The organism is Streptomyces sp. DSM 116795 (assembly GCF_055792905.1).
Window position 1 is genome coordinate 5,233,887 of the sequence record NZ_CM147707.1, and the last position, 25,904, is coordinate 5,259,790.

At 68.4% G+C, this 25,904-nt stretch carries 20 protein-coding genes and 2 tRNA genes; 17 read left to right on the forward strand and 5 right to left on the reverse strand.

Features of this window, described 5'->3' with window-relative positions:
• Positions 1-32: 32 nt before the first annotated feature.
• Positions 33-1,271: a GNAT family N-acetyltransferase gene (locus ACSMXX_RS22505; protein ID WP_473180506.1), complete on the reverse strand. Its 1,239-nt coding sequence runs from the start codon at positions 1,269-1,271 to the stop codon at positions 33-35.
• 148 nt (positions 1,272-1,419) lie between these two features.
• Between ACSMXX_RS22505 and ACSMXX_RS22510 the strand changes: the two genes are divergently transcribed.
• Positions 1,420-2,577 carry a SpoIIE family protein phosphatase gene (locus ACSMXX_RS22510; RefSeq protein WP_473184913.1) on the forward strand — a complete coding sequence of 386 codons (1,158 nt, stop codon included), beginning with the start codon at positions 1,420-1,422 and terminating at the stop codon, positions 2,575-2,577.
• Between the two features lie 177 nt (positions 2,578-2,754).
• On the opposite strand, the gene ACSMXX_RS22515 is transcribed toward ACSMXX_RS22510, so the two are convergent.
• Positions 2,755-4,074 carry an acyltransferase family protein gene (locus tag ACSMXX_RS22515; RefSeq protein ID WP_473180507.1) on the reverse strand — a complete coding sequence of 440 codons (1,320 nt, stop codon included), beginning with the start codon at positions 4,072-4,074 and terminating at the stop codon, positions 2,755-2,757.
• 612 nt (positions 4,075-4,686) lie between these two features.
• Between ACSMXX_RS22515 and ACSMXX_RS22520 the strand changes: the two genes are divergently transcribed.
• Complete coding sequence (locus ACSMXX_RS22520; protein WP_055485007.1) at positions 4,687-4,881, forward strand: hypothetical protein; 195 nt, start codon at positions 4,687-4,689, stop codon at positions 4,879-4,881.
• Positions 4,882-5,016: 135 nt separating this feature from the next.
• Here ACSMXX_RS22520 and ACSMXX_RS22525 read toward each other — a convergent pair.
• Positions 5,017-5,087, reverse strand: a tRNA-Gly gene (locus tag ACSMXX_RS22525).
• 133 nt (positions 5,088-5,220) lie between these two features.
• On the opposite strand from ACSMXX_RS22525, the gene ACSMXX_RS22530 reads away from it, so the two are divergent.
• The 5 genes from ACSMXX_RS22530 (at position 5,221) to clpX (ending at position 9,927) form a co-directional block, all read left to right on the forward strand.
• Positions 5,221-5,297, forward strand: a tRNA-Pro gene (locus ACSMXX_RS22530).
• Positions 5,298-5,406: 109 nt separating this feature from the next.
• Positions 5,407-6,855, forward strand: coding sequence for a trigger factor (tig, locus tag ACSMXX_RS22535; RefSeq protein WP_473180508.1), 1,449 nt, complete (start codon positions 5,407-5,409; stop codon positions 6,853-6,855).
• Positions 6,856-7,105: 250 nt separating this feature from the next.
• Positions 7,106-7,708, forward strand: coding sequence for an ATP-dependent Clp protease proteolytic subunit (locus ACSMXX_RS22540; RefSeq protein WP_473184914.1), 603 nt, complete (start codon positions 7,106-7,108; stop codon positions 7,706-7,708).
• A gap of 73 nt (positions 7,709-7,781) precedes the next feature.
• Positions 7,782-8,489 (forward strand): ATP-dependent Clp protease proteolytic subunit, encoded by a 708-nt coding sequence (locus ACSMXX_RS22545; RefSeq protein ID WP_473180509.1) that lies wholly within the window; start codon positions 7,782-7,784, stop codon positions 8,487-8,489.
• A gap of 151 nt (positions 8,490-8,640) precedes the next feature.
• On the forward strand, positions 8,641-9,927 hold the full coding sequence (clpX, locus tag ACSMXX_RS22550) for an ATP-dependent Clp protease ATP-binding subunit ClpX (RefSeq protein WP_473180510.1): 1,287 nt from the start codon (positions 8,641-8,643) through the stop codon (positions 9,925-9,927).
• Between the two features lie 118 nt (positions 9,928-10,045).
• Here the strand turns inward: clpX and ACSMXX_RS22555 are convergent, their stop codons facing one another.
• Together ACSMXX_RS22555 and ACSMXX_RS22560 are read right to left on the reverse strand one after the other, a co-directional pair.
• The gene (locus ACSMXX_RS22555) at positions 10,046-10,753 is read right to left on the reverse strand and encodes a hypothetical protein (RefSeq protein WP_473180511.1); all 708 of its coding nucleotides are present in this window, start codon (positions 10,751-10,753) and stop codon (positions 10,046-10,048) included.
• Positions 10,754-10,829: 76 nt separating this feature from the next.
• A complete protein-coding gene (locus ACSMXX_RS22560) occupies positions 10,830-11,804 on the reverse strand; it encodes a hypothetical protein (RefSeq protein WP_473180512.1) in 975 nt (324 codons plus the stop codon).
• A gap of 158 nt (positions 11,805-11,962) precedes the next feature.
• On the opposite strand from ACSMXX_RS22560, the gene ACSMXX_RS22565 reads away from it, so the two are divergent.
• From ACSMXX_RS22565 to ACSMXX_RS22610, 10 genes are all read left to right on the forward strand, one after another.
• Positions 11,963-14,614, forward strand: a complete 2,652-nt coding sequence (locus tag ACSMXX_RS22565; protein WP_473180513.1) for a valine--tRNA ligase — start codon at positions 11,963-11,965, stop codon at positions 14,612-14,614.
• A gap of 161 nt (positions 14,615-14,775) precedes the next feature.
• Positions 14,776-16,338 carry a bifunctional tetrahydrofolate synthase/dihydrofolate synthase gene (gene folC, locus ACSMXX_RS22570; protein WP_473180514.1) on the forward strand — a complete coding sequence of 521 codons (1,563 nt, stop codon included), beginning with the start codon at positions 14,776-14,778 and terminating at the stop codon, positions 16,336-16,338.
• On the forward strand, positions 16,338-16,688 hold the full coding sequence (locus ACSMXX_RS22575) for a DUF4233 domain-containing protein (RefSeq protein WP_473180515.1): 351 nt from the start codon (positions 16,338-16,340) through the stop codon (positions 16,686-16,688). The genes folC and ACSMXX_RS22575 overlap by 1 nt, the downstream gene beginning before the upstream one ends.
• A gap of 115 nt (positions 16,689-16,803) precedes the next feature.
• On the forward strand, positions 16,804-17,217 hold the full coding sequence (gene ndk / locus ACSMXX_RS22580; RefSeq protein ID WP_473180516.1) for a nucleoside-diphosphate kinase: 414 nt from the start codon (positions 16,804-16,806) through the stop codon (positions 17,215-17,217).
• Positions 17,218-17,520: 303 nt separating this feature from the next.
• The gene (locus ACSMXX_RS22585; RefSeq protein WP_028431807.1) at positions 17,521-18,540 is read left to right on the forward strand and encodes a rod shape-determining protein; all 1,020 of its coding nucleotides are present in this window, start codon (positions 17,521-17,523) and stop codon (positions 18,538-18,540) included.
• A 145-nt stretch (positions 18,541-18,685) separates the two neighbouring features.
• The gene (mreC, locus tag ACSMXX_RS22590) at positions 18,686-19,624 is read left to right on the forward strand and encodes a rod shape-determining protein MreC (protein WP_473180517.1); all 939 of its coding nucleotides are present in this window, start codon (positions 18,686-18,688) and stop codon (positions 19,622-19,624) included.
• Between the two features lie 3 nt (positions 19,625-19,627).
• On the forward strand, positions 19,628-20,380 hold the full coding sequence (mreD, locus tag ACSMXX_RS22595) for a rod shape-determining protein MreD (RefSeq protein WP_473180518.1): 753 nt from the start codon (positions 19,628-19,630) through the stop codon (positions 20,378-20,380).
• Positions 20,377-22,539 carry a penicillin-binding protein 2 gene (gene mrdA / locus ACSMXX_RS22600; RefSeq protein WP_473180519.1) on the forward strand — a complete coding sequence of 721 codons (2,163 nt, stop codon included), beginning with the start codon at positions 20,377-20,379 and terminating at the stop codon, positions 22,537-22,539. The genes mreD and mrdA overlap by 4 nt, the downstream gene beginning before the upstream one ends.
• Complete coding sequence (gene rodA / locus ACSMXX_RS22605) at positions 22,536-23,735, forward strand: rod shape-determining protein RodA (RefSeq protein ID WP_473180520.1); 1,200 nt, start codon at positions 22,536-22,538, stop codon at positions 23,733-23,735. The genes mrdA and rodA overlap by 4 nt, the downstream gene beginning before the upstream one ends.
• Positions 23,736-23,857: 122 nt before the next feature.
• Positions 23,858-25,783, forward strand: coding sequence for a TIGR03960 family B12-binding radical SAM protein (locus ACSMXX_RS22610; protein WP_473180521.1), 1,926 nt, complete (start codon positions 23,858-23,860; stop codon positions 25,781-25,783).
• Positions 25,784-25,904 lie beyond the last annotated feature (121 nt).

Sequence of the window (25,904 nt, forward strand, 5' to 3'; positions counted from 1 at the left end):
GGCGGCTCCGTCCCTTCAGAACCGCCACGTCATCAGAAGCCGTGCGGCAGCCACGGCGCCACATCCGTCGCGAAGGCGCTGGACGCCGCGGCCAGCGCGCCCTCGCGCAACTCCCGTACCCGGCCCGCCGAGGCGAGCGCCCGCAGCGAGGTCCCGCCCAGATAGGCGGCGCCCAACTCCCGTACGGACAGCGCAAGTTCAGCCGAATCGCCGGTACGCTCGCACGTCGCGCCCCCGCCGTCGCCCGAGAGCCGCCAACGGCCCTCGTTCCAGGGGCAGAAGGCGTCCTCCACATCGAGGACCACATCGACGGGCCCGCTGTACGTACGCGCCGCCAGGGCCGCCCCCACCTCCACCGGCCGCGCGAACAGCGAGTCCCGCCAGCGCGGCCGGCACAGCCGCACGCTGTCGCCCACCATGTGCAGCCAGGCGTCGTCGACGGGACGGTTGCGTACGCGCAGCACCCGCATCAGATCCATGTCGAAGAGACAGCGCCACAGGGCCCCGTACGCGGCGGTGTCCAGCGCCTCCAGATCGCGCAGCACCACCTGGCCGTCCGGGGCGCCGTGGTCGTCGCCGCCGGACTTGAGGGCGTACCGCGCATAGCCGCGCACCTCGCCCTTCTCGTCCTCCGCCAGCAGACAGGCCGGCGCGGTGGTGCCCTCGCGCCCTGCCGGCGGGTCCTTCAGCGGCTGGCGCTCCCAGCCCGGCCGGCGCTCCAGCATCCCCGCCCGCTCGGGGACCCGGCGGGCGTAGACGGCCTCACACGCGTCGAGCACGGACACCGGATCGTTCACGATCCGCAGCCGCAGACGGTCCGACTCCGGCGGCACGTCCAGAGCGACCCGGTGGGTTTCGATGTCGGCGTCGAGCTTGCGCGTCGCCATGCCGTAACCGAACCGTCCGTAGATGCCCGGTTCGGAGGCCGTGAGGACCGAGAGCGGCTCCACTCCGGCAGCCCGGATCTCGTCCAACTGCCTCCGCATCATGGAACGGAGGATTCCGCGACGCCGGTGCGTGGCCGCCACTGTCACCATCGACAGGCCCGCCACCGGTACGGCCGCACTGCCGGGCACGGTCATACGGAAGGAGATCAGGCTCGACGAGCCGACGATTTCACCGCCGTCCCACGCACCGACCGACCGGTCGATTTCGGTCAACTCCCGGTACAGCTCCCGGTCGAGGTCTCCGGCGACTCCGAAAGCGCGAAGAATTCCGTCGTACCAGAGGTCCCATTCGGACCGGCGCAGCCGGCGCAACTCTGTGGTCATGCGCCTTCTCTAGCAGGGGCTTTGAGAAAGAGCGAACATATTTCCGCGCCCCGGGAGGCAAGTGCACGTGCGTATGCACGTTCCGTCGTTCGTGCACCTCGTGAACGGAATCGACGCACTGGTCAAAGGCTCGATAAGGTCCTTCTGCATGGCGGTACGTCGTCCGAGCCTCACACCCCCCAAGGCCCGGTTGCACAAGGCGCGAAGAGCGTGGCACCGGGCTCGGACAGGGCTGCGCCGTTCCGCCGTCGACTATTTCCGAGGCGGCGTCTCCGACTGGCTCGCCTTCAGTGCGCTGCTTCTCACGATTCCGGCGCTGACCGTGCTGACCGTGATGATGCCGCTGTGGGCCGCCCCGGAAGCGCTCGTGATGCCGCTCATCGCCGGCGGCCTGCTGCTGCGCCCGGCCAGTCTCCTGGCGCTCTACGCGTCGGCCGCGGGCGCCCTCATCGTGGAGTCCGCGATGCTGGGCCCGTACCAGGACGGCGCCGGCCGGGTCACGCCCGGCACGATCCTGGTCGTGGCCACCGCCGGGCTGTCCGGCCTGCTGATCGCCCAGTTCCGCAGCCGGGTCGGCGTCCCGTGGCGGCGCGGCGGCACGATGCTCTTCGACCTTCGCGAACGCATCCGCGTACAGAGCAAGCTGCCCAGGCTTCCGCGCGGCTGGCACCGCGAGATGGCGCTGCGGCCCGCCGGCGGGCAGTCCTTCTCGGGCGACTTCGTCGTCGCAGCGCGCACCGGCACGGGGGAGCGCACCCTCGAGGTCGTGCTGACGGACGTGTCGGGGAAGGGCATGGACGCGGGCTCGCGGGCGCTGCTGCTCTCCGGAGCCTTCGGGGGCCTGCTGGGGTCCCTGCCCCCGCACGCCTTCCTGCCCGCCGCCAACGCCTATCTGCTCCGGCAGGACTGGGACGAGGGCTTCGCCACGTCCGTGCATCTCGTCCTCGACCTGGACAGCGGCGACTACGAACTCTTCTCGGCGGGTCACGTGCCCGCCCTTCAGCGGGGCGCGGGCACCGGCAAGTGGGAGGAGAAGTCGGGCGAGGGCCCTCTGCTCGGCGTCTACGAGGGAGCTCAGTTCGACCCCGTGAAGGGGACGCTGCTCCACGGTGACGTACTGATGCTGTTCACAGACGGCCTCGTCGAGACCTCCGAGCGGGATCTGGCGGACGGAATCGACCGGCTCACCGGCGAGGCCGACCGCCACGTGGCCTCCGGCTTCCACGGTGCCGCCTGGCACCTGATAGAGACGGTGGCGCGGGACGTCAACGACGACCGCGCACTGCTCCTGCTCTGCCGCGGCTGAGCCGCCGGGAGACGTCCGCGGTCCGCGGGTGCGCGGTCCACCACGGGGTGCGCGCCGGGCGCCGGGGTCGGGACCGGTTGGTACGGAACAGCCGCCAGGGCCGGCCCCGTAGGCCCGGCCCTGCGCAGTGTTCCCGTCCGACTCTGTGCGGGCGTGGTGCCCGCGTGCGGCGTCCGCCTACCTGGCGTGCTTGCCGCCGCCGCTCCCGCTGTGCGATCCCGTGGCGGACGTCCCGTACGACGAGGACGAACCGGACCGGGCGAACTCCTTCGAGCCGGACTGCTCCGGCCCCTCCGGAGCCGCGGGCGTGACCGGCGGTGCGGGAGCCGCATGACCCGGCGTGTGCGCGGCCGCGGAACCCTTCTCGCGTGCGCGTGCCTGTTCGCCCGCGTCCCGCCTGAAGAACCACTCCATCTTCGGCTCCATGACGAAACGGAAGGCGCGGCGTACGGGCCAGGTGCACAGGACGGTCATCATCGCCGCGGCCATCAACGTGATCACCACGCGGCTGACGGGATGGTCGACCCACTCCATGTCGTACCACTCGAACTCACGCGAGATCTTGATCGGGTAGACGTGGATCAGATACGCGTACAGCGTGCCGGCGCCGAGGCTCGTGAACCACATGTGCCGTCGAGGCACCAGCGCGAGGAAAGCGGCGGTCAGCACGAGCCCGCAGCCGAAGGTGGCGAGCGTCATCACACCGCCGACCCATGCGGGCGCCCCGAGCTCCTGCGAGGCCTTGTCGTGCAGGAACCAGCCCTTGGACATCCGGGGCACGGCCCAGTAGGCGACCAGCAGTGCCCCGGCGAAGACCGGCAGCGCCATCAGCCGGAACCTGCGCCGCTTGATGATCTGGAAGTGCTCGGGCCGCAGTTGGAGGCCGAGCACGAAGTACGGCAGGAAGGTGGCAACCCGCATCAGGTTCAGGTCGCTGTTGATGCTGGGCGTGACCCCGGCGGCGACCGCGATGGCCAGGGCGACGGGCAGCGGCCAGCGCAGGCTCTTCCACAGCGGGGTGGTCAGCCGCCACAGGAAGAGGGCGACGAGGAACCACAGTGCGAAGCCCGGCTCCTGGTACTTGAACTCCCGGTCGGGGTTGTCGCTGGCCCACCGCATGAAGAAGGTGTAGACCGTCTGGAAGACCACATACGGCACGAGCACGCCGGTCACGAGCCGCTTGATCTGCCGGGGCTTGCCCTCGAAGCTGCGCGAGAGGTAGCCGGAGACGATGATGAACGCCGGCATGTGGAAGGCGTAGAGCACGAAGTAGAGCGCGCCGGCCATGCGGCTGTCGTCGCGCAGGGGATCCCACACGTGCCCGATCGCGACGAGCACGATCGTGAGGTACTTCGCGTTGTCGAGAAAGGGGTCCCGCTGGTCCGCGGGCTTTTTCTTGACCTTGGCCGGCGGCTCCGCGGACGCGTCACTCGTCGCGGAGGGGGACTCCTGGCGGACCGGGGGGAGCGGTGCCCGCTCATAACCAGCGTGCAACATCTGTCGCACCTTAGCGGTCAAACCTGCGAGGCGTAAATTCTTGGCGAGATTCCAACACGCCTACCCGGAACAGTTTTCGACATACGTCCGTCAGCCAGGATTTCCTGCGGCGATGCCCCTCCGACAGGGTGTTCTGCTGCGACATGTCCGTCATAACCGGACACTCGGACGCCACGCCGACAGCTGGTCTGCAGCCCCATCGGGGCTTGATTGCTTCCCGGTCATACCGTTTCCGGAACCCGTTGTGATCGACTCCACAACACCCGGCCGTGCGCGGCCAATTCGCGCCGGCGATGGCGCGGAGTCATGGCGCGCTCTTGCACATGTTGCATTACCGCTGCGCAGCGCATTGATCGGTGTGGCGCGTCCCGAATTTCCGTACGTAATACGCCCCGGCACGCGGTGGGAGATGCGTCACGAGTGTGCCCGGGGCGTGTAGAGGGTGTGCGCGCGGGGGAGAACCGCAACGACCGGGGAAGGTCCCATGGCCGATGATTCGTCACCCAGCTCCACGCGCACGCGACTTGGTGGCACGATGGTCCGCGGCGGGGGCAGTGGTGGCGACGGGCCCCTCGGCCGTGAGGCGTTCCGACCGCGAGGGTGTGATCAGTTGTGGCCATTTCACTGTCTGTGGTGCTGCTGTTGGCAGTCATCCTGGTGGTGATGATCCGGGGTGGGTCGATCAAGGCTGGGCCCGCCATCGTGGCGGTGCTCTTCGGCTTCTTCCTGGCCTCGACCGACATAGCGCCGTCCGTCAACCGGTTCATGAACTCGCTTGCGGACATGGTCAACCAGATCAGTTTCTGAGCTGCCCGGGCGTCCGCGCCCCGCGCGCCCGCACCGCGCAGCCCGGCCGCGCAGTCACAAGTGCACACCGGCACCGAGGACTCGGTGCACGCCGAAGGGCCGGCCCCACCGGGGACCGGCCCTTCGCGCTTTCCGAGCGGGCGACGGGAATCGAACCCGCGTAGCTGGTTTGGAAGACCAGGGCTCTACCATTGAGCTACGCCCGCAAGTGCCCCGCCCCATATACGTCGGTGACGGGATTCCAGGCCGTGAATCCGGCGTCGTCACGGCCTTGGCCGGAAGGACGCTCGGAGCGGCACGGAGTGCATCGTAGTGCATGTACTCTACGTGTCGCACCGACGGGGTGTGGCGCAGCTTGGTAGCGCGTCCGCTTTGGGAGCGGAAGGTCGTCGGTTCGAATCCGGCCACCCCGACCACGTACTATGCAAGACGCGCGAGCCTGTGTCGTGTCCGGATTCCGAGCCGTTTGCGGGGCGCCCGGCAGAGCGTGAAATCCCCAAGCAGTCAGCCCCAAGGAGACCGACCGTGAAGAGCGCCGTGGAGACCCTGAACCCCACCCGGGTTCGGCTCACAGTCGAGGTGCCCTTCGAGGAGCTCAAGGACAGCCTCGACGCGGCGTACAAGAAGATCAACCAGCAGGTCACCGTCCCGGGTTTCCGCAAGGGCAAGATCCCTGCCCGGGTGATCGACCAGCGGTTCGGACGCGGCGCGGTGCTGGAGGAAGCCGTCAACGACGCGCTTCCGAAGCTCTACCAGTCGGCTGTCGAAGAGGGCGAGCTCAACCCGCTCGGCCAGCCCGAGGTCGACATCACCGACCTGAAGGACAACGAGCTCCTGGCTTTCACCGCCGAGGTCGACATCCGCCCCGAGATCGAGATCCCGGACTACTCGGGCATCGAGGTCGAGGTCGAGGCCGCCGAGGTCTCCGACGAGGAGGTGGACAAGTCCGTCGAGCAGCTTCGTGAGCGCTTCGCCTCCACCACGCTCGTCGAGCGCGCCGCGGCCGAGGGCGACGTGGTCAAGGTCGACCTGCAGGCGAAGGTCGACGGCGAGGTCCTCGAGGACGGCGTCGCCGAGGGCATCGACTACACGATCGGCTCGGGCGAGCTTCTCGAAGGCATCGACGACGCCGTCACCGGCCTCGAGGCCGGTGGCGAAGCCACCTTCACCTCCGAGCTCAAGGGCGGCTCCGCCGCCGGCAAGGAGGCCGAGGTCTCGGTGAAGGTCGAGACGGTCTCCGCGCGTGAACTGCCCGCCCTGGACGACGACTTCGCCCAGCTGGCAAGCGAGTTCGACACCCTTGAGGAGCTGCGCGAGGACAGCCGCAAGCGCCTCGGACAGCAGAAGAAGTACGAGCAGGCCACCGAGGCACAGGAGAAGGTGCTCGACGCACTCCTCGAACTCGTCGAGGTCCCCGTCCCGGACAAGCTCCTCGCGGAAGAGGTCGGCACCCGCAAGGACAACCTCGTCAACAACCAGCTCGGTCAGATGGGCCTCGACCTGGCGACGTATCTGCAGATGCAGGAGAAGTCCGAGGAGGACTTCGACGCCGAGCTCAAGGAGCAGGCGGAGAAGGGCATCCGCACCCAGTTCGTCCTCGACGAGCTGGTCAGCACCGAGAAGCTCAACGTCAGCCAGGAAGAGCTGACCGAGCACCTGATGCGCCGTGCACAGTCCTCCGGTATGAGCCCGGACCAGTTCGCGCAGGCCGTCGTCGAGGGCGGCCAGGTGCCGATGCTCGTCGGCGAGGTGGCCCGCGGCAAGGCGCTGGCGACCGTCGTTGAGAAGGCCACCGTCAAGGACACCAACGGCGAGGCGGTCGACCTGGACGACGAGGACGAGACCGCCGAGACGGTCGAAACCGGTGCGGACGCCGAAGCCGGCGGGGAGCCGGCGCAGGCCGCCGCGGCGGACGCCGGGGAGACCGAGGAGCAGGGCTCCGGCGAGGAGCAGGAGAAGAAGTCGGAGAGCTGACCTCCGTCCTCTCCGCGCCCTTCCGCAGCACGCACCGCGGCGGTAAGCACGCGGGCCCGCGCACCCTTCGGTGCGCGGGCTTCCGGGCTGCACAGAGGGCCTGTGGGACCTGCGCTGACAGCGAACAGCTCCTGATCCGGGATGGCTCCGCCGGTGCCGCGCGTTAGGGTCCCAAGTGCATGAAGACCCCAGAGACGGCACGCCTTCGGCTACCGTCCGGACACGAGCAGGTGGACACGTGACGCTTCCGATGCCTTCGGCCGCCGGTGAGCAGATTGGTGGTGGCCTCGGCGACCAGGTCTACAACCGGCTGCTCAACGAGCGGATCATCTTCCTCGGCCAGCCCGTGGACGACGAGATCGCAAACCAGATCACCGCTCAGTTGCTGCTCCTGGCAGCCGACCCGGACAAGGACATCTTCCTTTACATCAACAGCCCCGGTGGCTCGATCCAGGCCGGCATGGCGATCTACGACACCATGCAGTACATCAAGAACGACGTGGTCACCATCGCGATGGGCCTCGCCGCTTCGATGGGCCAGTTCCTGCTGAGCGCCGGCACCCACGGCAAGCGCTTCGCGCTGCCGAACGCGGACATCCTGATCCACCAGCCCTCCGCTGGTCTGGCCGGCTCCGCCTCGGACATCAAGATCCACGCCGAGCAGCTGCTGCGTACGAAGAAGAAGATGGCGGAGCTCTCTGCCCAGCACACCGGCCAGACCATCGAGCAGTGGACCCGTGACGCGGACCGCGACCGCTGGTTCTCCGCCGAGGAGGCCAAGGACTACGGCCTGATCGACGAGGTGTACGGCAGGGCTGCACAGCTTCCGGGAGGCGGCGGTACGGGTGCGTGAGCCGCGCCGCAGGACAGCAGGCTCAGCAACAGCGCAGCGACCGCAGTCAGCCCATCACCAGGAGAAGGCTCCGATGACGAATTCTTCCGGACTCCCCGCCCCCGGCGGCCGCCCCGGCGCGGAGAGCACCTACGCCTCCGAGGGCCGCTTCACGGGCCCGCAGCCCGAGTCCCGCTACATCGTTCCGCGCTTCGTGGAGCGCACCTCGCAGGGTGTGCGCGAGTACGACCCGTACGCGAAGCTCTTCGAGGAGCGCGTGATCTTCCTCGGCGTCCAGATCGACGACGCCTCGGCCAACGACATCATGGCGCAGCTGCTGTGCCTGGAGTCGATGGATCCGGACCGTGACATCTCGCTGTACATCAACTCGCCCGGCGGCTCCTTCACGGCGCTCACGGCGATCTACGACACCATGCAGTTCGTGAAGCCGGACATCCAGACGGTCTGCATGGGCCAGGCGGCCTCCGCCGCCGCCGTGCTGCTCGCGGCCGGCACCCCCGGCAAGCGGATGGCGCTTCCCAACGCACGCATCCTGATCCACCAGCCCTACAGCGAGACGGGCCGCGGTCAGGTCTCGGACCTGGAGATCGCCGCGAACGAGATCCAGCGCATGCGTGTCCAGCTGGAGGAGATGCTGGCGAAGCACTCCACCAAGGAGATCGAGACGATCCGCGACGACATCGAGCGCGACAAGATCCTCACGGCCGAGGAGTCGCTCGAGTACGGGCTGATCGACCAGATCGTCTCCACCCGCAAGTCGTCGGTCGGCATGGGAGTCTGACTCCGGCCCACGTGACGTTACCCCTTGGGACGCCTCGACCGAGTCGTCCCAAGGGGGGCCCAAATCGACGGCTCGGCAGGGTACCGTCGTCAGAGCACGTACCTCGGTCCGACGGCTGATGGACCGGTCCCAGGCGAAGGGGAAGCACCTCGTGGCACGCATCGGTGATGGCGGCGATCTGCTCAAGTGCTCGTTCTGCGGAAAGAGCCAGAAGCAGGTGAAGAAGCTGATCGCAGGCCCAGGGGTGTACATCTGCGACGAGTGCATCGACCTGTGCAACGAGATCATCGAGGAGGAGCTCGCCGAGTCCTCGGAGGTGCGCTGGGACGAGCTGCCCAAGCCCCGCGAGATCTCGGAGTTCCTCGAGGGTTACGTGGTCGGCCAGGAGGCAGCCAAGAAGGCCCTCTCGGTGGCGGTCTACAACCACTACAAGCGGGTGCAGGCCGGCGAGAACGGCGGCGCGCAGGGCCGGGACGACGGCATCGAGCTGGCGAAGTCCAACATCCTGCTGCTCGGCCCCACCGGTTCCGGCAAGACGCTGCTGGCCCAGACCCTCGCCCGCATGCTCAACGTCCCCTTCGCGATCGCGGACGCCACCGCGCTGACGGAGGCGGGGTACGTCGGTGAGGACGTCGAGAACATCCTGCTGAAGCTGATCCAGGCCGCTGACTATGACGTCAAGAAGGCCGAGACGGGGATCATCTACATCGACGAGATCGACAAGGTCGCCCGCAAGAGCGAGAATCCGTCGATCACGCGCGACGTCTCCGGCGAGGGCGTCCAGCAGGCGCTGCTGAAGATCCTCGAGGGCACGACGGCCTCGGTGCCGCCGCAGGGCGGACGGAAGCACCCGCACCAGGAGTTCATCCAGATCGACACGACGAACGTGCTGTTCATCGTGGGCGGTGCCTTCGCCGGGCTGGAGAAGATCATCGAGTCGCGCGCCGGGGCGAAGGGCATCGGCTTCGGCGCCACCATCCGCTCCAAGCGCGAGATCGAGGACAGCAACCAGTTCGAGGACGTCATGCCTGAGGACCTGGTGAAGTTCGGGATGATCCCGGAGTTCATCGGCCGTCTGCCGGTGATGACGAGCGTGCACAACCTCGACCGCGAGGCGTTGCTGCAGATCCTGATGGAGCCGCGCAACGCGCTCGTCAAGCAGTACCAGCGCCTGTTCGAACTCGACGGTGTGGAGCTGGACTTCGACCGTCCCGCGCTCGAAGCGATCGCCGACCAGGCGATTCTGCGGGGGACGGGAGCGCGCGGCCTGCGCGCCATCATGGAAGAGGTCCTGATGTCGGTGATGTACGAGGTGCCGTCCCGCAAGGACGTCGAGCGCGTCGTGATCACCGAAGAGGTCGTCCACTCGAATGTGAACCCGACGCTCGTGCCCCGTTCGCGCGGCAACGAGCAGGAGCGGCACGAGAAGAGCGCATGAGGTGACGGCGGCCGCGGGGCAGCGGCCGGCCGGCCCGAGAGGTCTGAACGTGGAGGGGCGCCCGGCACTGTGCCGGGCGCCCCTCACGTCGTCGCGTCGGAACCGAAACCGTCCTGGGTCAGCCGGCCTCGACGAGAGCGTCCTTGCGCACCTTCGCGGTCAGTGCAGCCGTCGACTTCAGGTCCACGGGCTTCGTCGACGTCCCGTCACTCGTGAGGATCATCGACGAGACCGTGCCGACGGTGCTGGAGTCGGCCCAACTGCACATGGCCAGGCTCATGTTGGAGATCTTGTACTCCTGGCACTTGAGTACGTCGCCGTCGAAGGCGGACGGCTTGAACTTCTGCAGCCTGCCCTCGGCCTTCGCGCCCGTCTCGGTCTTCAGCGACTTGGCGGTCTGCTGGAAGACCCAGTCGACGGCCTTGTCCGGATTCTCCACGGAGCCGTAGGCGCCGCCGAGTTGCAGCTTCTTGCCGGCGCCGGACTTGTACTCGGCGCTGACGTCCGCGTTGCTCGTCATCCCGGGGACCTTCTTGCTGCCGAAGGCCTTGCCGTCGCCCTTCTCGCCCTTGCCGTCACGCTCGTACTCGCCGGCGACCGTCCTGGGCGTCGTGAGCCGGTGCTCAGGGTCGCCGGGTGAGCCGAGTACGAACCAGCCGCCGACGAGGGCACCCACGACGACGACCGCGGCAGCGGCTATCGCGGTGTTGCGCCGGCTGGTGCCGGGCTTGCGGCCGTCGTCGTCGCCGCCGTGCTGTGCGGGGGGCGGTGCGCCGGGAGACTCCGGCCGCTCCTGTCCGTACGGGCCCGGCTGACTGTCACTCATCGCTTGCTTCTCCTCGGTCGGGCGACGGGGTGCCCGGCTCACCGGGCCGGGCACCCCCTCAGGCTGCCCCTGCGGGCTACTTGATCTCGACCCGTGCGTCGTCGCGCAGCTTCTTCGCCAGCTCCGCGACCTGGTCGGTCGTCATGCTCTTGCCGGTGAGCACCGCCGCGCCGTCCTGCGCCGACACCATCGCCACTGTGCTGTGGTCGCCCCACATGCACAGCGGCGCCTTGAGCTCCGAGGTGTTGGAAGTGGAGACGCCCAGAGAGACCTTGATGACCTGGCACTTCATCACGGTGTCGTCGTCGAGACCGGCCGGCTCCACCTTCTCGGGGCTGCCGACCAGTTCGGCCTTGCGGCCGGTGCGCTCCGCGTTCTTCTCGCTGTCCTCAGCCATCTTCGCGAAGGCGGTGTCGACGGTGCCCTCCGGGTCCTCGACCTCGCCCCAGACGCCCTGGAAGTTCATCTGCTTCGCAGAAACGCCGCTGCCCGACTTGTACGAGCCGTACTCGTTCTTGGGGTCGCCGACGCCCGCCTTCTCGAACTCGGAGAGCTCCGACTGCGTCATCTCGTTCGTGGTGCCCGCGCTGTCCTTCTGGTATTCGCCGGCGACCGTCTGCGGCGACGTCAGCTTGTACTTCTTGCCGTCGCCGGCGACCGTCGATCCGCCGCCTCCCACACCCCCGAACAGGAAGATGCCGCCGATCACGAGGCCGACGATCACCAGCGAACCGACGACGATGGCGACCGTCTTGCCTGCCATCCCGCCCCCCGAGGGCGGCATCGGCGGCCCCGGCTGTCCGTACGGGCCGGGCTGGCCGTAAAGGCCCGGCTGGCCCGGCTGCTGCGGGAAGCCGTAACCCGGCTGTGCGGGCGCCCCCGGCTGTCCGGGCGGCGGACCGGGCGGCTGCTGCGGGTACCCGTAGCCGGGCTGCCCCTGCGCGCCGCCCGGAGCGCCCTGCGCGTACGGATTCGGGCCCTGCGGCGGCTGTCCGTACGGTCCGGGCGGGGGCGGCTGCTGTCCGTAAGGCCCAGGCTGGTTCTGACTCATTGCGGCGCTTCCCCTCCGTTTGATGTGCGTCGTGTGACGACGCCGCCGCGCTAGCGCTCGCGCGGTCCGCGTACATCCTGTCGGACGTCCCAAGCGGGTGCTGCACCGGTCCCCAAACCGATTCGAGACTGCGACATTGCCGCCCGTACACTGCCGTCGTGACCGAGAACTCATCGCAGCGCCCCGACTCCCGAGGGCCGAACGCAGCAGCCCCCGCAGACCTGCCGACGCAGTACGCACCGGCCGAGGTGGAGGAGGAGCTGTACGAGCGCTGGGTAGCTCGCGGTTACTTCGAGGCGGACGCCAAGAGCGACAAGCAGCCGTACACGATCGTCATCCCGCCACCGAACGTCACGGGCTCGCTCCATCTCGGCCATGCCTTCCAGCACACGCTGATGGACGCCCTCACCCGCCGCAAGCGCATGCAGGGCTACGAGTCGCTGTGGCTGCCGGGCATGGACCACGCGGGCATCGCCACGCAGAACAAGGTCGAGCAGCAGCTCGCCGAAGAGGGCAAGTCCCGGCAGGACTTGGGGCGTGAGGAGTTCGTCGAGCGCGTCTGGCAGTGGAAGGAGGAGTACGGCGGCAAGATCCTCGGCCAGATGCGCCGCCTCGGCGACGGCGTCGACTGGACGCGTGAGCGCTTCACGATGGACGAGGGCCTCTCGCGCGCCGTCCAGACCGTCTTCAAGCAGATGTACGACGACGGGCTGATCTACCGGGCCGAGCGGATCATCAACTGGTGCCCGCGGTGTCTGACCGCCATCTCCGACATCGAGGTGGAATACCAGGAGGACGACGGCGAGTTGGTCTCCATCCGCTACGGCGGAGGCGACGGCGCGGACGACTCCGTGGTCGTCGCCACGACCCGTGCCGAGACGATGCTCGGCGACACCGCCGTCGCCGTCCACCCGGACGACCGGCGGTACGCACATCTGCTCGGCCGGCACATCAAGCTGCCGCTGACGGACCGCAGCATCCCCGTCGTCGCCGACGAGCACGTGGACCCGGAGTTCGGCTCCGGTGCCGTCAAGGTCACCCCGGCCCACGATCCGAACGACTTCGCCATCGGCCAGCGGCACGACCTGCCGGCGCTGACGGTCATGGACGAGCGCGGTGTGATCACGGCGCACGGCCCGTTCGAGGGCCTCGACCGCTTCGAGGCGCGCTCCTCGATCGTCGCCGCCCTGCGTGAACAGGGCCGCATCACGGCCGAGAAGCGCCCGTACACACACAGCGTCGGGCACTGCTCGCGCTGCAAGACGACGATCGAGCCGCGGCTCTCGATGCAGTGGTGGGTCGGCGTCGGCCCGCTGGCGCAGGCGGCCGGCGACGCGGTGCGCGACGGCCGCGTGAAGATCCACCCGGCCGAGATGTCGGCACGCTACTTCGACTGGGTCGACAACATGCTCGACTGGTGCATCTCGCGCCAGCTGTGGTGGGGCCACCGCATCCCCGTCTGGTACGGGCCCGACGGCGAGGTCCGCTGCCTCGGCCCGGACGAGCAGCCCCCTTCCGGTGAGGGCTGGACGCAGGACCCGGATGTCCTGGACACCTGGTTCTCGTCCGGCCTGTGGCCCTTCTCCACCCTGGGCTGGCCCGAACAGACCCCGGATCTGGCGAAGTTCTATCAAACGGACGTGCTGCTCACCGGGCACGACATCATCTTCTTCTGGGTCGCCAGGATGATGATGTTCGGGCTGTACGCGATGGACGGCGAGGCCCCGTTCCACACGATCGCCCTGACCGGGCTGGTCCGTGACGACCACGGCAAGAAGATGTCCAAGTCCAACCCCAACTCGGTGGACCCGCTGGACTGGATGAACGCCTACGGCGCCGACGCCGTCCGCTTCACGCTCACCAGCGGCGCCAACCCCGGCGCCGACGTGCCGATCGGCGAGGACTGGGTCAAGGCGTCCCGCAACTTCGCCAACAAGATCTGGAACGCCACGCGTTTCGCCCTGATGAACGGCGCGACCGTCAGCGGACCGCTCCCTGAGCCGGCCGAACTCGGCGCCACGGACAGGTGGATCCTCTCCCGGCTGGGCTCCGTCGTCTCCGAGGTCGACGGCTACTACGACGACTACCAGTTCGCCAAACTCTCGGACGCGCTCCGCCACTTCGCGTGGGACGAGGTCTTCGACTGGTATGTCGAGCTGTCCAAGACCACCTTCGCCGCCGGCGGACGGCCCGCCGAGGTCTCCCGCCGCGTCCTCGGCGAGGTGCTCGACGTGATGCTGCGGCTGCTGCACCCCGTCGTCCCGTTCGTCACCGAGTCTCTGTGGACGACACTGACGGGCGGCGACTCCGTCGTCGTCACGTCCTGGCCCGCCGACTCGGGTTTCCGGGACGCGGAGGCCGAGCGGGAGATCGCCACGCTCCAGGACGCCGTCACCGAGGTCCGGCGATTCCGTGCCGACCAGGGCCTCCAGCCGGGGCAGCGGGTCCCGGCGCGGCTCAGCCTCACGGGGTCCCCGCTGGCGTCCCACGAGGACGCGATGCGGCAGCTGCTGCGGCTCCAGCCCGAGGGCGAGGGCTTCCACGCCACGGCGTCGCTGCCCGTCGCGGGCGGCACCGTGGAGCTGGACCTCTCCGGCGTCATCGACGTCGACGCGGAGCGCAAGCGCCTGACGAAGGACCTTGGCGCCGCCGAGAAGGAGCTGCGTCAGACCACGGCGAAGCTGGGGAACGAGGGCTTCCTGGCGAAGGCCCCCGATCATGTGGTCGGGAAGATCCGTGAACGCCAGTCCACCGCCGAGTCCGACATCGCACGCCTCCAGCAGCAACTGGAGCGCCTGCGCGGCGAGTAGCGGCCAAACGGCCAAGCGGCCAAGCGGCCACCGGGACGCCGAGGGCCCGCGCGCCCCTTGCGACTCGGCGGCCGGCCGCAGCCCTGGGGTCCGGGCCCGGCCCGGAGCCCAGGGCACCGTCGGCTGAAGGCGGCACCGCCGCCCTACGTAGACTGGTCCCCGTGAGTGACCAGCCCCAGCCCCCCGAGCCAGACCCCGGCGAGAACCCCGACGAGGAGAACGGCAACACCGCACCCTCCGAGTTCGAGGAGATCATCGGCGCCGAGACCGACCGCGACCCCGATCTCGCGGTCATCGAGGCGGGCAGCCGCACCCTCCGCGCCCAGGCCGGGCCACCGCAGGCCGACGTCGTACCGGCCAGGCCCGAGGACCCGGAGACGGACCGCGCGCTGCGGGCGGTGGAGGCGGAGCTGATGGGCCGCTGGCCCGAGACCAAGCTCGACCCCTCCCTGGAACGCATCAGGGCTCTGATGGACGTGATGGGCGAGCCCCAGCGCGCCTACCCGTCCATCCACATCACTGGTACGAACGGCAAGACCAGCACCGCACGCATGATCGAGGCACTGCTCAGCGCCTTCGACCTGCGCACCGGCCGCTACACCTCGCCGCACGTCCAGTCGATTACCGAGCGGATCAGCGTCGACGGCGCACCCGTCAGTGCGGAGCGCTTCATCGAGGCGTACGAGGACGTCAAACCGTTCGCGGAGATGGTCGACGCGGCGCAGCCCCACCGCCTCTCCTTCTTCGAGATGCTGACGGGCATGGCCTACGCGGCCTTCGCCGACGCCCCCGTGGACGTCGCCGTCGTCGAGGTCGGCATGGGCGGAAGCTGGGACGCCACCAACGTGATCGACGCCGGCGTCTCCGTCATCACCCCCATCTCCCTGGACCACGTCGCCCGGCTCGGAGACACCCCGGAGAAGATCGCCGGCGAGAAGTCCGGAATCGTCAAGAAGGACGCCGCCGTCGTCCTCGCCCAGCAGCCCGTCGAGGCGGCCTCCGTCGTACTGAAGCGGGCCGCCGCGGAGGGCGCCACGGTGGCACGGGAGGGTCTGGAGTTCGGCGTGGTCGCCCGAGAGGTGGCCGTCGGCGGGCAGTTGATCACCCTTCGCGGGCTGGCCGGCGAGTATCCGGAGATCTTCCTGCCCATGCACGGCGCGCACATGGCGCACAACGCCGCCGTGGCGCTCACCGCCGTCGAGGCGTTCTTCGGCGTCGGTACCCGGCAGACGGCCGAGGGCGGCACCCTCGATGCCGACATCGTCCGGCAGGCCTTCGCGTCGGTCTCCTCACCGGGGCGGCTGGAGCTGGTGCGCAGCAGCCCCGCCGTCCTCCTCGACGCCGCGCACAACCCGGCGGGCGCCCGCGCCACCGCGGAGGCGGTCGGCGAAGCGTTCAGTTTCAGCCGCCTTGTAGGCGTCATCGGCCCCAGCAGCGACAAGGATGTACGCGGCCTGCTCGAAGCCTTCGAACCGATCTTGGCGGAAGTGGTGCTGACCCGAAACTCCACGCCCCGCGCGATGGATGTCGACGCTCTGGCGGCCGTCGCGGTCGAGGTCTTCGGTGAGGAGCGCGTGCAGGTCGAGCCCCGGCTCGACAGCGCCCTCGAGGAGGCGATCACGCTCGCCGAGTCCGAGGACGAGTACGCGGGAGCGGGCGTCCTGGTCACCGGTTCCGTCATCACCGCCGGCGAGGCCCGGCTGCTGCTGGGAAGGGAGCGGTAGTGCGCACCCTCTGCGCGAGCACACTGCTCGGCGAGTTCTTCGTGATCGGCTTCGCCGGCCTCGTCGCGATGCGTACGAGCGATCTGTCCGCGGGCACCGTCTGGACGGTGTGCGGTGTGGCCATGGCGCTGTGTCTGCTGCTGTGCGGCGCGTTGACGCGACGGGGCGGTGTGCCGCTGGGCTGGGCGCTCCAACTGGCCCTGATCGCCTCCGGTTCGGTGGTCCCGGCCATGTACTTCCTCGGCGTCTGCTTCGCCGGGCTGTGGTGGGCGTCCGTCCACTTCGGACGGAAGGTGGACGAGGCGAAGGCCGAGCGCGCCCGCCTGGAGACCGAGCCTGACACTGCGTGACGGTGGCCACTGATGCCCGTGTAGCCTCTGGGCATCCGTAAACCGGCCACATCCGGAACCCTGACGTCCCCGACGCCCGGGCGTCCGAACGCTTCATCCCCGAGGAGCCCCCACCATGAGCGAGCGCACCCTGGTACTGCTCAAGCCCGACGCCGTACGCCGCGGTCTGATCGGTGAGATCACCGGCCGCATCGAGAGCAAGGCGGACTGGGCTGTCACAGCACTGGAGTTGCGCACGCTTGACCGCTCCACCCTGGAGCAGCACTACGCGGAGCACGTGGGCAAGCCCTTCTACGAACCGCTGGTGGAGTTCATGGCCTCGGGTCCGTCCGTCGTGATGGTCGTCGAGGGCGAGCGCGTCATCGAGGGCGTACGGGCGCTCACCGGGCCGACGGACCCGATTGCCGCGCCTCCCGGCTCCATTCGGGGGGACTTCGGAACGATTGTGCGGGAAAACCTGATTCACGCGTCGGACTCCGAAGAGTCCGCGGCACGTGAGCTGAAGATTTTTTTCCCCGACTTCAGTTAGTGTCCTGCTGACGCGTCATCAGTCGTCGGAACATTGATGACCTGGGGCGACCGGCAATTTTCGGTCGCCCTTCGGCATATGCGCCGGGGTTCGGGGGAACGCATCACCCCGACACGACGTCACTGATTACAGGGACGACGGCTGTTGCGCCGACAATGGCGGGACACCCTCGCTACGTGTTCGAGTCCGCGTCTACGATGGAACCTCGCGTCTCCACAGCGTTAGCGCGGACCACCCTCTCCTGCCGTCCTCCCACACACATCGCTCCAGTTGGAAGGCCAGACGCATCCTATGGCGAACAACATGTCGTTCATCGGCCGTGATATGGCTGTCGACCTCGGGACCGCCAACACGCTGGTGTACGTCAGGGGTCGCGGGATCGTCCTCAACGAACCGTCGGTCGTCGCCATCAACACCAACACCGGCGGCATTCTGGCGGTCGGCGCCGAGGCGAAGAAGATGATCGGCCGTACCCCGGGCAACATCGTGGCGGTGCGTCCGCTGAAGGACGGCGTAATCGCCGACTTCGAGATCACAGAGCGGATGCTCCGCTACTTCATCCTCAAGATCCACAAGCGACGTTATCTCGCTCGTCCGCGGGTGGTCATCTGTGTTCCCTCCGGAATCACCGGAGTCGAGCGCCGCGCCGTCATCGAGGCCTCGACCCAGGCCGGCGCCCGCCAGGTGCACATCATCGAGGAGCCGATGGCCGCGGCGATCGGCTCCGGACTCCCGGTGCACGAGGCCACCGGCAACATGGTCGTCGACATCGGCGGCGGCACCACCGAGGTCGCGGTGATCTCGCTCGGCGGGATCGTCACTGCACAGTCGATCCGCGTCGCCGGTGACGAGCTGGACAACGCGATCATCCAGCACATCAAGAAGGAGTACAGCCTGCTCCTCGGTGAGCGCACCGCCGAGAGCATCAAGATCACGATCGGTTCCGCGCACTCCCTCGACAAGGACGAGCACACCGAGATCCGCGGCCGTGACCTGGTCAGCGGTCTCCCCAAGACGGTCGTCATCTCCGCCGCGGAGGTCCGCCGTGCCATGGAGGAGCCCGTCAACGCGATCGTCGACGCGGTGAAGACCACGCTCGACAAGTGCCCGCCCGAGCTGTCCGGCGACGTCATGGACCGGGGGATCGTCCTCACCGGCGGCGGCGCTCTGCTGCGCGGCCTGGACGAGCGGCTCCGCAGCGAGACGGGCATGCCGATCCACATCGCCGAGGATCCGCTGGATTCGGTGGCGCTGGGCTCCGGCAAGTGCGTGGAGGAGTTCGAGGCGCTTCAGCAGGTCCTCGACTCACAGCCCAGGCGATGATCCGAACGTAACGATCTGCCGTGCGGTCTGCCGCATGTACCACCACCAGTCCGCCCTGCGGATCGTTGAGTGTTCCGGAGCACGGCAGCGCTGCTCCGGAACGGACACCGGTCCGACCGACTGAGGAAAGGCACGGCCGCCGCACGTGAGGGACACCCGAGAGAGCCGGCTGCTGCTCGTCCTTCTGATCGCCATCGCGTTCGCACTGATCACGGTGGACATCAGGAAGGGCGAGCAGTCCCCGATGGACAGCGCGCGGCACGTTGCCGCCTCCGCCTTCGGGCCAGTGGAGAACGGGGTGGCGGCGGCCGTCGACCCCGTGGGGAACTCCATCGCCGCCGTCCGTGACTCCGGTGTGCGGCACGACCGTATAAGCCGTCTCGAGGCCGAGAACGCGAAGCTCAAGCAGCGGCTCGGCTCCAGCGACCGGCACCGCTCCAGGTCCAAGGAGCTCGACAGGCTGCTGAAGACCGCAGGCGCCGGCGGTTACGGACTCAAGGGCGCCCAGGTCATCGGGATCGGCTCGGCACAGGGCTTCTCCTGGACGGTCACCCTCGACGCCGGCAGCAAGGACGGCATCGCCCGCGACATGACGGTCATCAACGGTGACGGCCTCGTCGGCCGCGTCACCACCGTCAGCTCCTCGACGGCGACCGTGCTCCTGGCCAACGACCCCGACTTCTCCGTCGGTACGCGGATGGAGAAGAGCAGCGAGCTCGGCTTCGCCACCGGCCGCGGCGGCGACGCCATGACCGTTCAGCTACTCAACGGCAAGGCGGAGGTGAAGAAGGGCGACCGGATAGTGACTTTCGGCTCCCGAGACAACAAGCCCTTCGTGCCGGGGGTGCCCGTCGGGACGGTCTCCAAGGTCGACAGGACGGCGGGCGACCTCACGCGGAGCGTCAGCGTCCGCCCGTTCGTCACCTTCAGCAAGCTCGACATCGTCGGCATCGTCGTCAAGCCGCCGCGGAGCGACCCCAGGGACGAGGTGCTGGACGCCAACAAGCCGAAGAAGCCCAAGCCTGCGCCCACGGTGACCGTCACCAAGACGCCGAAGCCCAGCGCTTCGGAATCCAGGAGCTGACCGATGTACCTCAACCGGATCCTGCTCTCGGCCGTCCTCGTCGTCGGCGCCCTGATCGCGCAGGTGAGCGTGCTGGCACGGCTTCAACTGCCGGGCGCAGTCCCCGATCTGCTGCTGCTGGTCCTGCTCGGTCTGGCGATGGTCTACGGTCACACCGCCGGCGCCGTGACCGGCTTCCTCGGCGGTCTGCTCGCCGACCTCGCACCGCCCGCCGAGCACGCGGTGGGGCGCTACGCACTCGTCCTGTGCGTCATCGGCTACGTCGCGGGGCTGACCAAGCCGGAAGGCGCACAGCACCGTTCGGCCACGGTGCCGATGCTCGTCGTCGCCAGCGCGGCCGTCGGGTCGACGCTGATGTACGCGGGTGTCGGCACCCTCGTCGGCGACACCGCGGCAGGCCAAGTGGGGCTTCTGCCGCTGCTGTTCACCGCCACTCTCTACGACTTGCTGCTGGCGCCCTTCGTCGTGCCGCTGATCATGTGGGCCGCCCGCCGCACGGAACGCGGCGTGATCACTTCCGACGCGTCCGGCGTCGGAAGTATGGGCCGAAGTGACAAAGGCGCCTACGGGTGGCTCAGTTCGGGTACGGGACTGCAAGTCGGCGGGAGCCTCTTCGGCAAGGGCCGCAACGGCGGCACGGTGCGCAACGCGCGTAACGGCAAGGCCGTCCGGATGGGCATCCAGCGGGGCAGCCTGCTGGACAAGCCGGGGCGCAAGGGCAGGACCGGGAAGATCAAGGGGGTAAAGCGGCTGTGAGCAACATCCCTGAGACCGGACGCAGTCACCGGGTGAACATCCGGCTCGTCGCCATCCAGATCCTGGTGATGTCGCTGCTGCTCACCCTCGGCGGACGCCTGTGGTATCTCCAGGTCCGCAACGGCGAGGAATACCAGAAGGAAGCCGCCGGCAACCACGTGCAGCAGGTCGTGCAGCCCGCGACCCGGGGCGCCATCCTCGACTCGCGCGGCGTGCCCATCGCCGACAACGAGACGCGCCTCGTCGTCTCCGCCTCCCGCACCGAGCTGATGAAGATGGACGACGAGGGCAAGGCCGTGCTCTCCCGGCTCGCCGGCGTCCTCGACATGAGCCCGAAGACCGTGCAGGAGAAGGTCCGGCTCTGCGACGCGAAGACGCCGCAGCCGTGCTGGAACGGTTCGCCCTACCAGCCGATCCCGGTCACCGACGACGCCACCACCCAGCAGGCCCTGCAGATCCGGGAACGTGCCGAGGACTTCCCCGGCATCACCGCCGAACCCACCGCCGTACGCCGCTACCCGGCGCCCTACGGCTCCCACACCTCCCAGGTGCTCGGATACCTCTCGCCCGTCACGGACGAAGAGATCAAGAAGACCAAGAACACCGACTCGCCGTTCCTCTCCTCCGACGAGATCGGACGGTCGGGGCTGGAGCGTACCTACGACGCCATACTGCGCGGCAGTTCGGGCGTGACGCGCTACGAGGTGGACAACCTGGGGCGTGTCATGGGCCGGGCCAAGAGCGACAAGGCCGAGCCGGGCTCCAGCCTCGTCACGAGCATCGACTCACGCGTGCAGGCCGTCACCGAGAACGAGCTGCTCACGGCCATGAAGAACGCCCGCAAAGAGCACGACAAGAACACCAACAAGAACTACAAGGCGGACGCTGGCGCAGCGGTCGTCATGGAGAACAAGACCGGCCGGGTCGTGGCGATGGCGTCCAACCCCGAGTACGACCCGAACGAGTGGGTGGGCGGCATCTCCGGCAAGAAGTACAAGCAGCTCACCGGGAAGAAGTCGAACTACCCGCTGCTCAACCGTTCCATCCAGGGCCTCTCGGCGCCCGGTTCCGTCTTCAAGGTCATCTCCACCGCCGCCGCGGTGGAGGCCGGCAACAAGTTCAACGGCAACTACAACTGCTCGTCCTCGTACAACGTCGGCGGGCAGACCTTCAAGAACTACGAGTCCAAGAGCTACGGGACCATCGACCTCGCCCGTGCGCTGGAGGTCTCCTGCGACACCGTCTTCTACGACCTCGCCTACAAGCAGTGGCTCAAGGACGGCGGCAACAACCCGAAGAAGAACGCCAAGGACCACTTCTACAGGACCGCCCACAAGTTCGGCCTCGGCAAGAAGACCGGCATCGACCTCCCCAACGAGGTCGAGGGCCGAGTCCCCGACCGCCAGTGGAAGAAGGACTACTGGGAGGCCAACAAGGACGCCTGGTGCAAGCAGGCCAAGGACCCCAAGTCCTACGCGGACAAGATCGCCAAGGAGAACTGCGTCTCCGGCATGAAGATGCGCGCCGGTGACAGCGTCAACTACTCCATCGGGCAGGGCGACACGCTCGTCACCCCGATCCAGATGGCCACCATCTACTCCGCGATCGCCAACGGCGGCACCATGTACGACCCCACCCTCGGCAAGGCCCACATCGGGCCGAAGGGCAAGACCATAAAGGAGATCGAGCCGACGGCGCACGGCAAGCTCCCCGTGAAGAAGAGCATCCTGAAGAAGATCGACAAGGCACTCGCCGGTGTCGCCGAACGAGGCACCGCGGCCTGGCGCTTCGGGGACGCGGGCTGGCCCCAGGACAAGATCAAGATGCACGCCAAGACAGGTACGGCCGAGGTGGCGGGCAAGCAGACCACGTCCTGGTTCACGACCTACACCAAGGACTACACGATCGTCATGACGATCTCGCAGGGCGGCACCGGCTCCGGTGCCTCCGGCCCCGCCGTGCGCAACATCTACAACGCCATCTACGGAGTCAACGGCGACGGCGAGATCGACGAGGACGCCGCACTCCTCCCGCACCCCGAGGAAGACCTTCCGAAGGTCGACAGCCACGGCAACATCGAGGCCAGGGACGACGAGGACTTCAAGAAGTCGGCCGAACGCGCGACGAAGGGCGGACCCCCCGCCGGAGCCGCCGGATGAGCACCCACTCCTACTCCCTCAGCGGCTACGGGCCGCAGAACAAGTCGGCGTGGGGGAGGCTCACCGCCCGGGACTCGGCGGTCTGGCGGCTGGACTGGATCATGGTGTCGGCCGGCATGGCCCTCTCCGTCGTCGGCTCGCTCCTGGTCTGGTCCGCCACGCGCAATCGCACGGACCTCAACCACGGCGACCCGTACTACTTCGTGACCCGCCATGTGCTCAGCCTCGTCGTCGGGTTGCTGCTGATGGCGGGCATGGTGTGGCTCGGCCACCGCAGGGTGCGAGGCGCCGTGCCGTTCCTCTACGGCGCCTCGGTGCTGCTCGCGCTCCTCGTGCTCACGCCGCTGGGCGCGACCATCAACGGTCAGCGGGCCTGGCTGCATCTCGGTGGCGGCTTCTCACTGCAGCCCGCCGAGTTCATCAAGATCACCGTGATCCTGGGGATGGCGATGCTGCTGTCCGCGCGCGTGGACGCGGGGGACCGGGAGCATCCCGACCACCGCACCGTGGTCCAGGCCCTGGGCATGGCGGCGGCGCCGATCGTGATCATCATGCTGATGCCCGACCTCGGCTCCGTGATGGTCATGGTGATAATCGTCCTCGGAGTGCTGCTCGCCTCGGGTGCCTCGAACCGGTGGATCGTCGGGCTGGGTCTCGCGGGTGCGAGCGGTGCCGTACTGGTGTGGGCGCTCGGTCTGCTCGACCAGTACCAGATCAACCGGTTCGCCGCCTTCGCCAACCCCGCGCTCGACCCGTCCGGTGTCGGCTACAACACGAACCAGGCGCGGATCGCCATCGGTTCGGGCGGGCTGACCGGCAAGGGCCTTTTCGAAGGCTTCCAGACCACCGGCCAGTTCGTGCCCGAGCAGCAGACCGACTTCGTCTTCACGGTCGCCGGTGAGGAACTCGGCTTTCTGGGCGGTGGGTTGATCATCTTCCTGCTGGGCGTGGTGATCTGGCGTGCCTGCCGCATCGCCCGCGAATCCTCCGAGCTCTACAGCACGGTCGTCGCCGCCGGTGTGATCGCCTGGTTCGCCTTCCAGTCGTTCGAGAACATCGGCATGACGCTGGGCATCATGCCCGTCGCGGGCCTTCCGCTGCCGTTCGTCTCCTACGGCGGTACGTCGATGTTCGCGGTGTGGATCGCACTGGGCCTGCTGCAGTCGATCAGAGTGCAGCGTCCCGTCTCCGCGTAGCCGGGGCCGCATGACGGGCGGGGGCGCCTCCCGCCGTACGAGGCAGGCGCCCGCCCCCTTCCGGGCCGCGTTACGCTGAATGGTCACCTGCACCGCGTTTGCGCCCCGATCCGAGGAACCCCATGCCAGTCGAGTCGGTCTTCCCGCGCCTGGAGGCCCTCCTTCCCCACGTCCAGAAGCCGATCCAGTACGTGGGCGGTGAGCTGAACTCCACCGTCAAGGACTGGGACTCCTGCGATGTGCGCTGGGCGCTGATGTATCCGGACGCCTACGAGGTCGGGCTGCCCAACCAGGGCGTCATGATCCTCTACGAGGTGCTCAACGAGCGCGAGGGCGTGCTGGCCGAGCGGACCTACAGCGTCTGGCCGGACCTGGAGAAGCTCATGCGGGAGCAGGACGTACCGCAGTTCACCGTCGACGGGCACCGCCCCGTCGGTGCCTTCGACGTGCTCGGCGTCTCCTTCGCGACCGAACTCGGCTACACCAACCTCCTCACCGCCCTCGATCTGTCCGGCGTACCGCTGGAGGCGAAGGACCGCGGCGACGACCACCCGATCGTCATGGCGGGAGGCCACGCGGCTTTCAACCCCGAGCCCATCGCCGACTTCCTCGACTGCGCCGTCGTCGGCGACGGCGAACAGGCCGTGCTGGAGGTCAGTGAGATCATCCGCGGCTGGAAGGCGGAGGGCCGCCCGGGCGGCCGTGACGAGCTGCTGATGCGGCTGGCGAAGACCGGTGAGGTCTACGTCCCGAAGTTCTACGACGTCGAATACCTGGCGGACGGACGCATCTCCCGGGTCGTCCCCAACCGCACCGGCGTCCCATGGCGCGTCGCCAAGCGCACCGTCATGGACCTGGACGAGTGGCCCTACCCCAAGCAGCCGCTGGTGCCGCTGGCCGAGACCGTCCACGAGCGGATGTCCGTGGAGATCTTCCGCGGCTGCACGCGCGGCTGCCGCTTCTGCCAGGCCGGCATGATCACCCGGCCGGTGCGCGAGCGTTCCATCACCGGAATCGGCGACATGGTGGAGAAGGGCCTGAAGAACACCGGCTTCGAGGAAGTCGGGCTGCTCTCCCTCTCCTCCGCCGACCACAGCGAGATCGGCGACGTGGCGAAGGGCCTCGCCGACCGCTACGAGGACGACAAGATCGGGCTGTCGCTGCCCTCCACACGAGTCGACGCCTTCAACATCGATCTCGCCGACGAGCTGACCCGCAACGGCCGCCGCTCCGGCCTCACTTTCGCCCCTGAGGGCGGCAGCGAACGCATCCGCAAGGTCATCAACAAGATGGTCTCGGAAGAGGACCTGATCCGTACCGTCTCCACCGCCTACGGCAACGGCTGGCGGCAGGTGAAGCTCTACTTCATGTGCGGGTTGCCCACCGAGACCGACGAGGACGTGCTGCAGATCGGCGACATGGCCGTCAACGTCATCGCCAAGGGCCGCGAGGTCGCGAAGTCCAACGACATCCGCTGCACCGTCTCCATCGGCGGGTTCGTGCCCAAGCCGCACACGCCGTTCCAGTGGTCGCCGCAGCTTTCGGCGCAGGAGACGGACGAACGCCTCGGCAAGCTGCGGGACAAGATCCGCGCCGACAAGAAGTACGGCCGCTCCATCGGCTTCCGCTACCACGACGGCAAGCCCGGCATCGTCGAGGGCCTGCTCTCGCGCGGCGACCGCCGCGTCGGCGCGGTGATCCGCGAGGTCTACGACCGGGGCGGCCGCTTCGACGGCTGGCGCGAATACTTCAGCTACCAGCTGTGGATGGACTCGGCCGCCCGTACGCTGCCGGCGGCCGGCGTGGACGTCGACTGGTACACGACGCGCGAGCGTACGTACGAAGAGGTCCTTCCCTGGGACCACTTGGACTCCGGCCTGGACAAGGACTGGCTCTGGGAGGACTGGCAGGACGCCCTCGACGAGACGGAGGTCGAGGACTGCCGCTGGACACCCTGCTTCGACTGCGGGGTGTGTCCTCAGATGCAGACCGACATCCAGATCGGCCCGACCGGGAAGAAGCTGCTGCCGCTCACGGTCGTCAAGTAGGCCGTGTGGCGCGGTTGTCCGGGCAGCGGTGTGTCCGAGGGTGAACCGGAAGGGGCGTTCCGGCGTCTCCCCGGGTGTGAGTGACTCCAAGTCCGGACACGGAGCGGACCCGGCAGGTTCC

What these genes read in the sequence shown, in the direction of transcription:
- ACSMXX_RS22505 (WP_473180506.1), bottom strand. Translation starts at nt 1,271, where the DNA reads ATGACCACAGAGTTGCGCCGGCTGCGCCGGTCCGAATGGGACCTCTGG.
- ACSMXX_RS22510 (WP_473184913.1), top strand. Translation starts at nt 1,420, where the DNA reads ATGGCGGTACGTCGTCCGAGCCTCACACCCCCCAAGGCCCGGTTGCAC.
- ACSMXX_RS22515 (WP_473180507.1), bottom strand. Translation starts at nt 4,074, where the DNA reads ATGTTGCACGCTGGTTATGAGCGGGCACCGCTCCCCCCGGTCCGCCAG.
- ACSMXX_RS22540 (WP_473184914.1), top strand. Translation starts at nt 7,106, where the DNA reads ATGCCTTCGGCCGCCGGTGAGCAGATTGGTGGTGGCCTCGGCGACCAG.
- ACSMXX_RS22545 (WP_473180509.1), top strand. Translation starts at nt 7,782, where the DNA reads ATGACGAATTCTTCCGGACTCCCCGCCCCCGGCGGCCGCCCCGGCGCG.
- ACSMXX_RS22555 (WP_473180511.1), bottom strand. Translation starts at nt 10,753, where the DNA reads ATGAGTGACAGTCAGCCGGGCCCGTACGGACAGGAGCGGCCGGAGTCT.
- ACSMXX_RS22560 (WP_473180512.1), bottom strand. Translation starts at nt 11,804, where the DNA reads ATGAGTCAGAACCAGCCTGGGCCTTACGGACAGCAGCCGCCCCCGCCC.
- ndk (WP_473180516.1), top strand. Translation starts at nt 16,804, where the DNA reads ATGAGCGAGCGCACCCTGGTACTGCTCAAGCCCGACGCCGTACGCCGC.
- ACSMXX_RS22585 (WP_028431807.1), top strand. Translation starts at nt 17,521, where the DNA reads ATGTCGTTCATCGGCCGTGATATGGCTGTCGACCTCGGGACCGCCAAC.
- mreD (WP_473180518.1), top strand. Translation starts at nt 19,628, where the DNA reads ATGTACCTCAACCGGATCCTGCTCTCGGCCGTCCTCGTCGTCGGCGCC.
- rodA (WP_473180520.1), top strand. Translation starts at nt 22,536, where the DNA reads ATGAGCACCCACTCCTACTCCCTCAGCGGCTACGGGCCGCAGAACAAG.
- ACSMXX_RS22610 (WP_473180521.1), top strand. Translation starts at nt 23,858, where the DNA reads ATGCCAGTCGAGTCGGTCTTCCCGCGCCTGGAGGCCCTCCTTCCCCAC.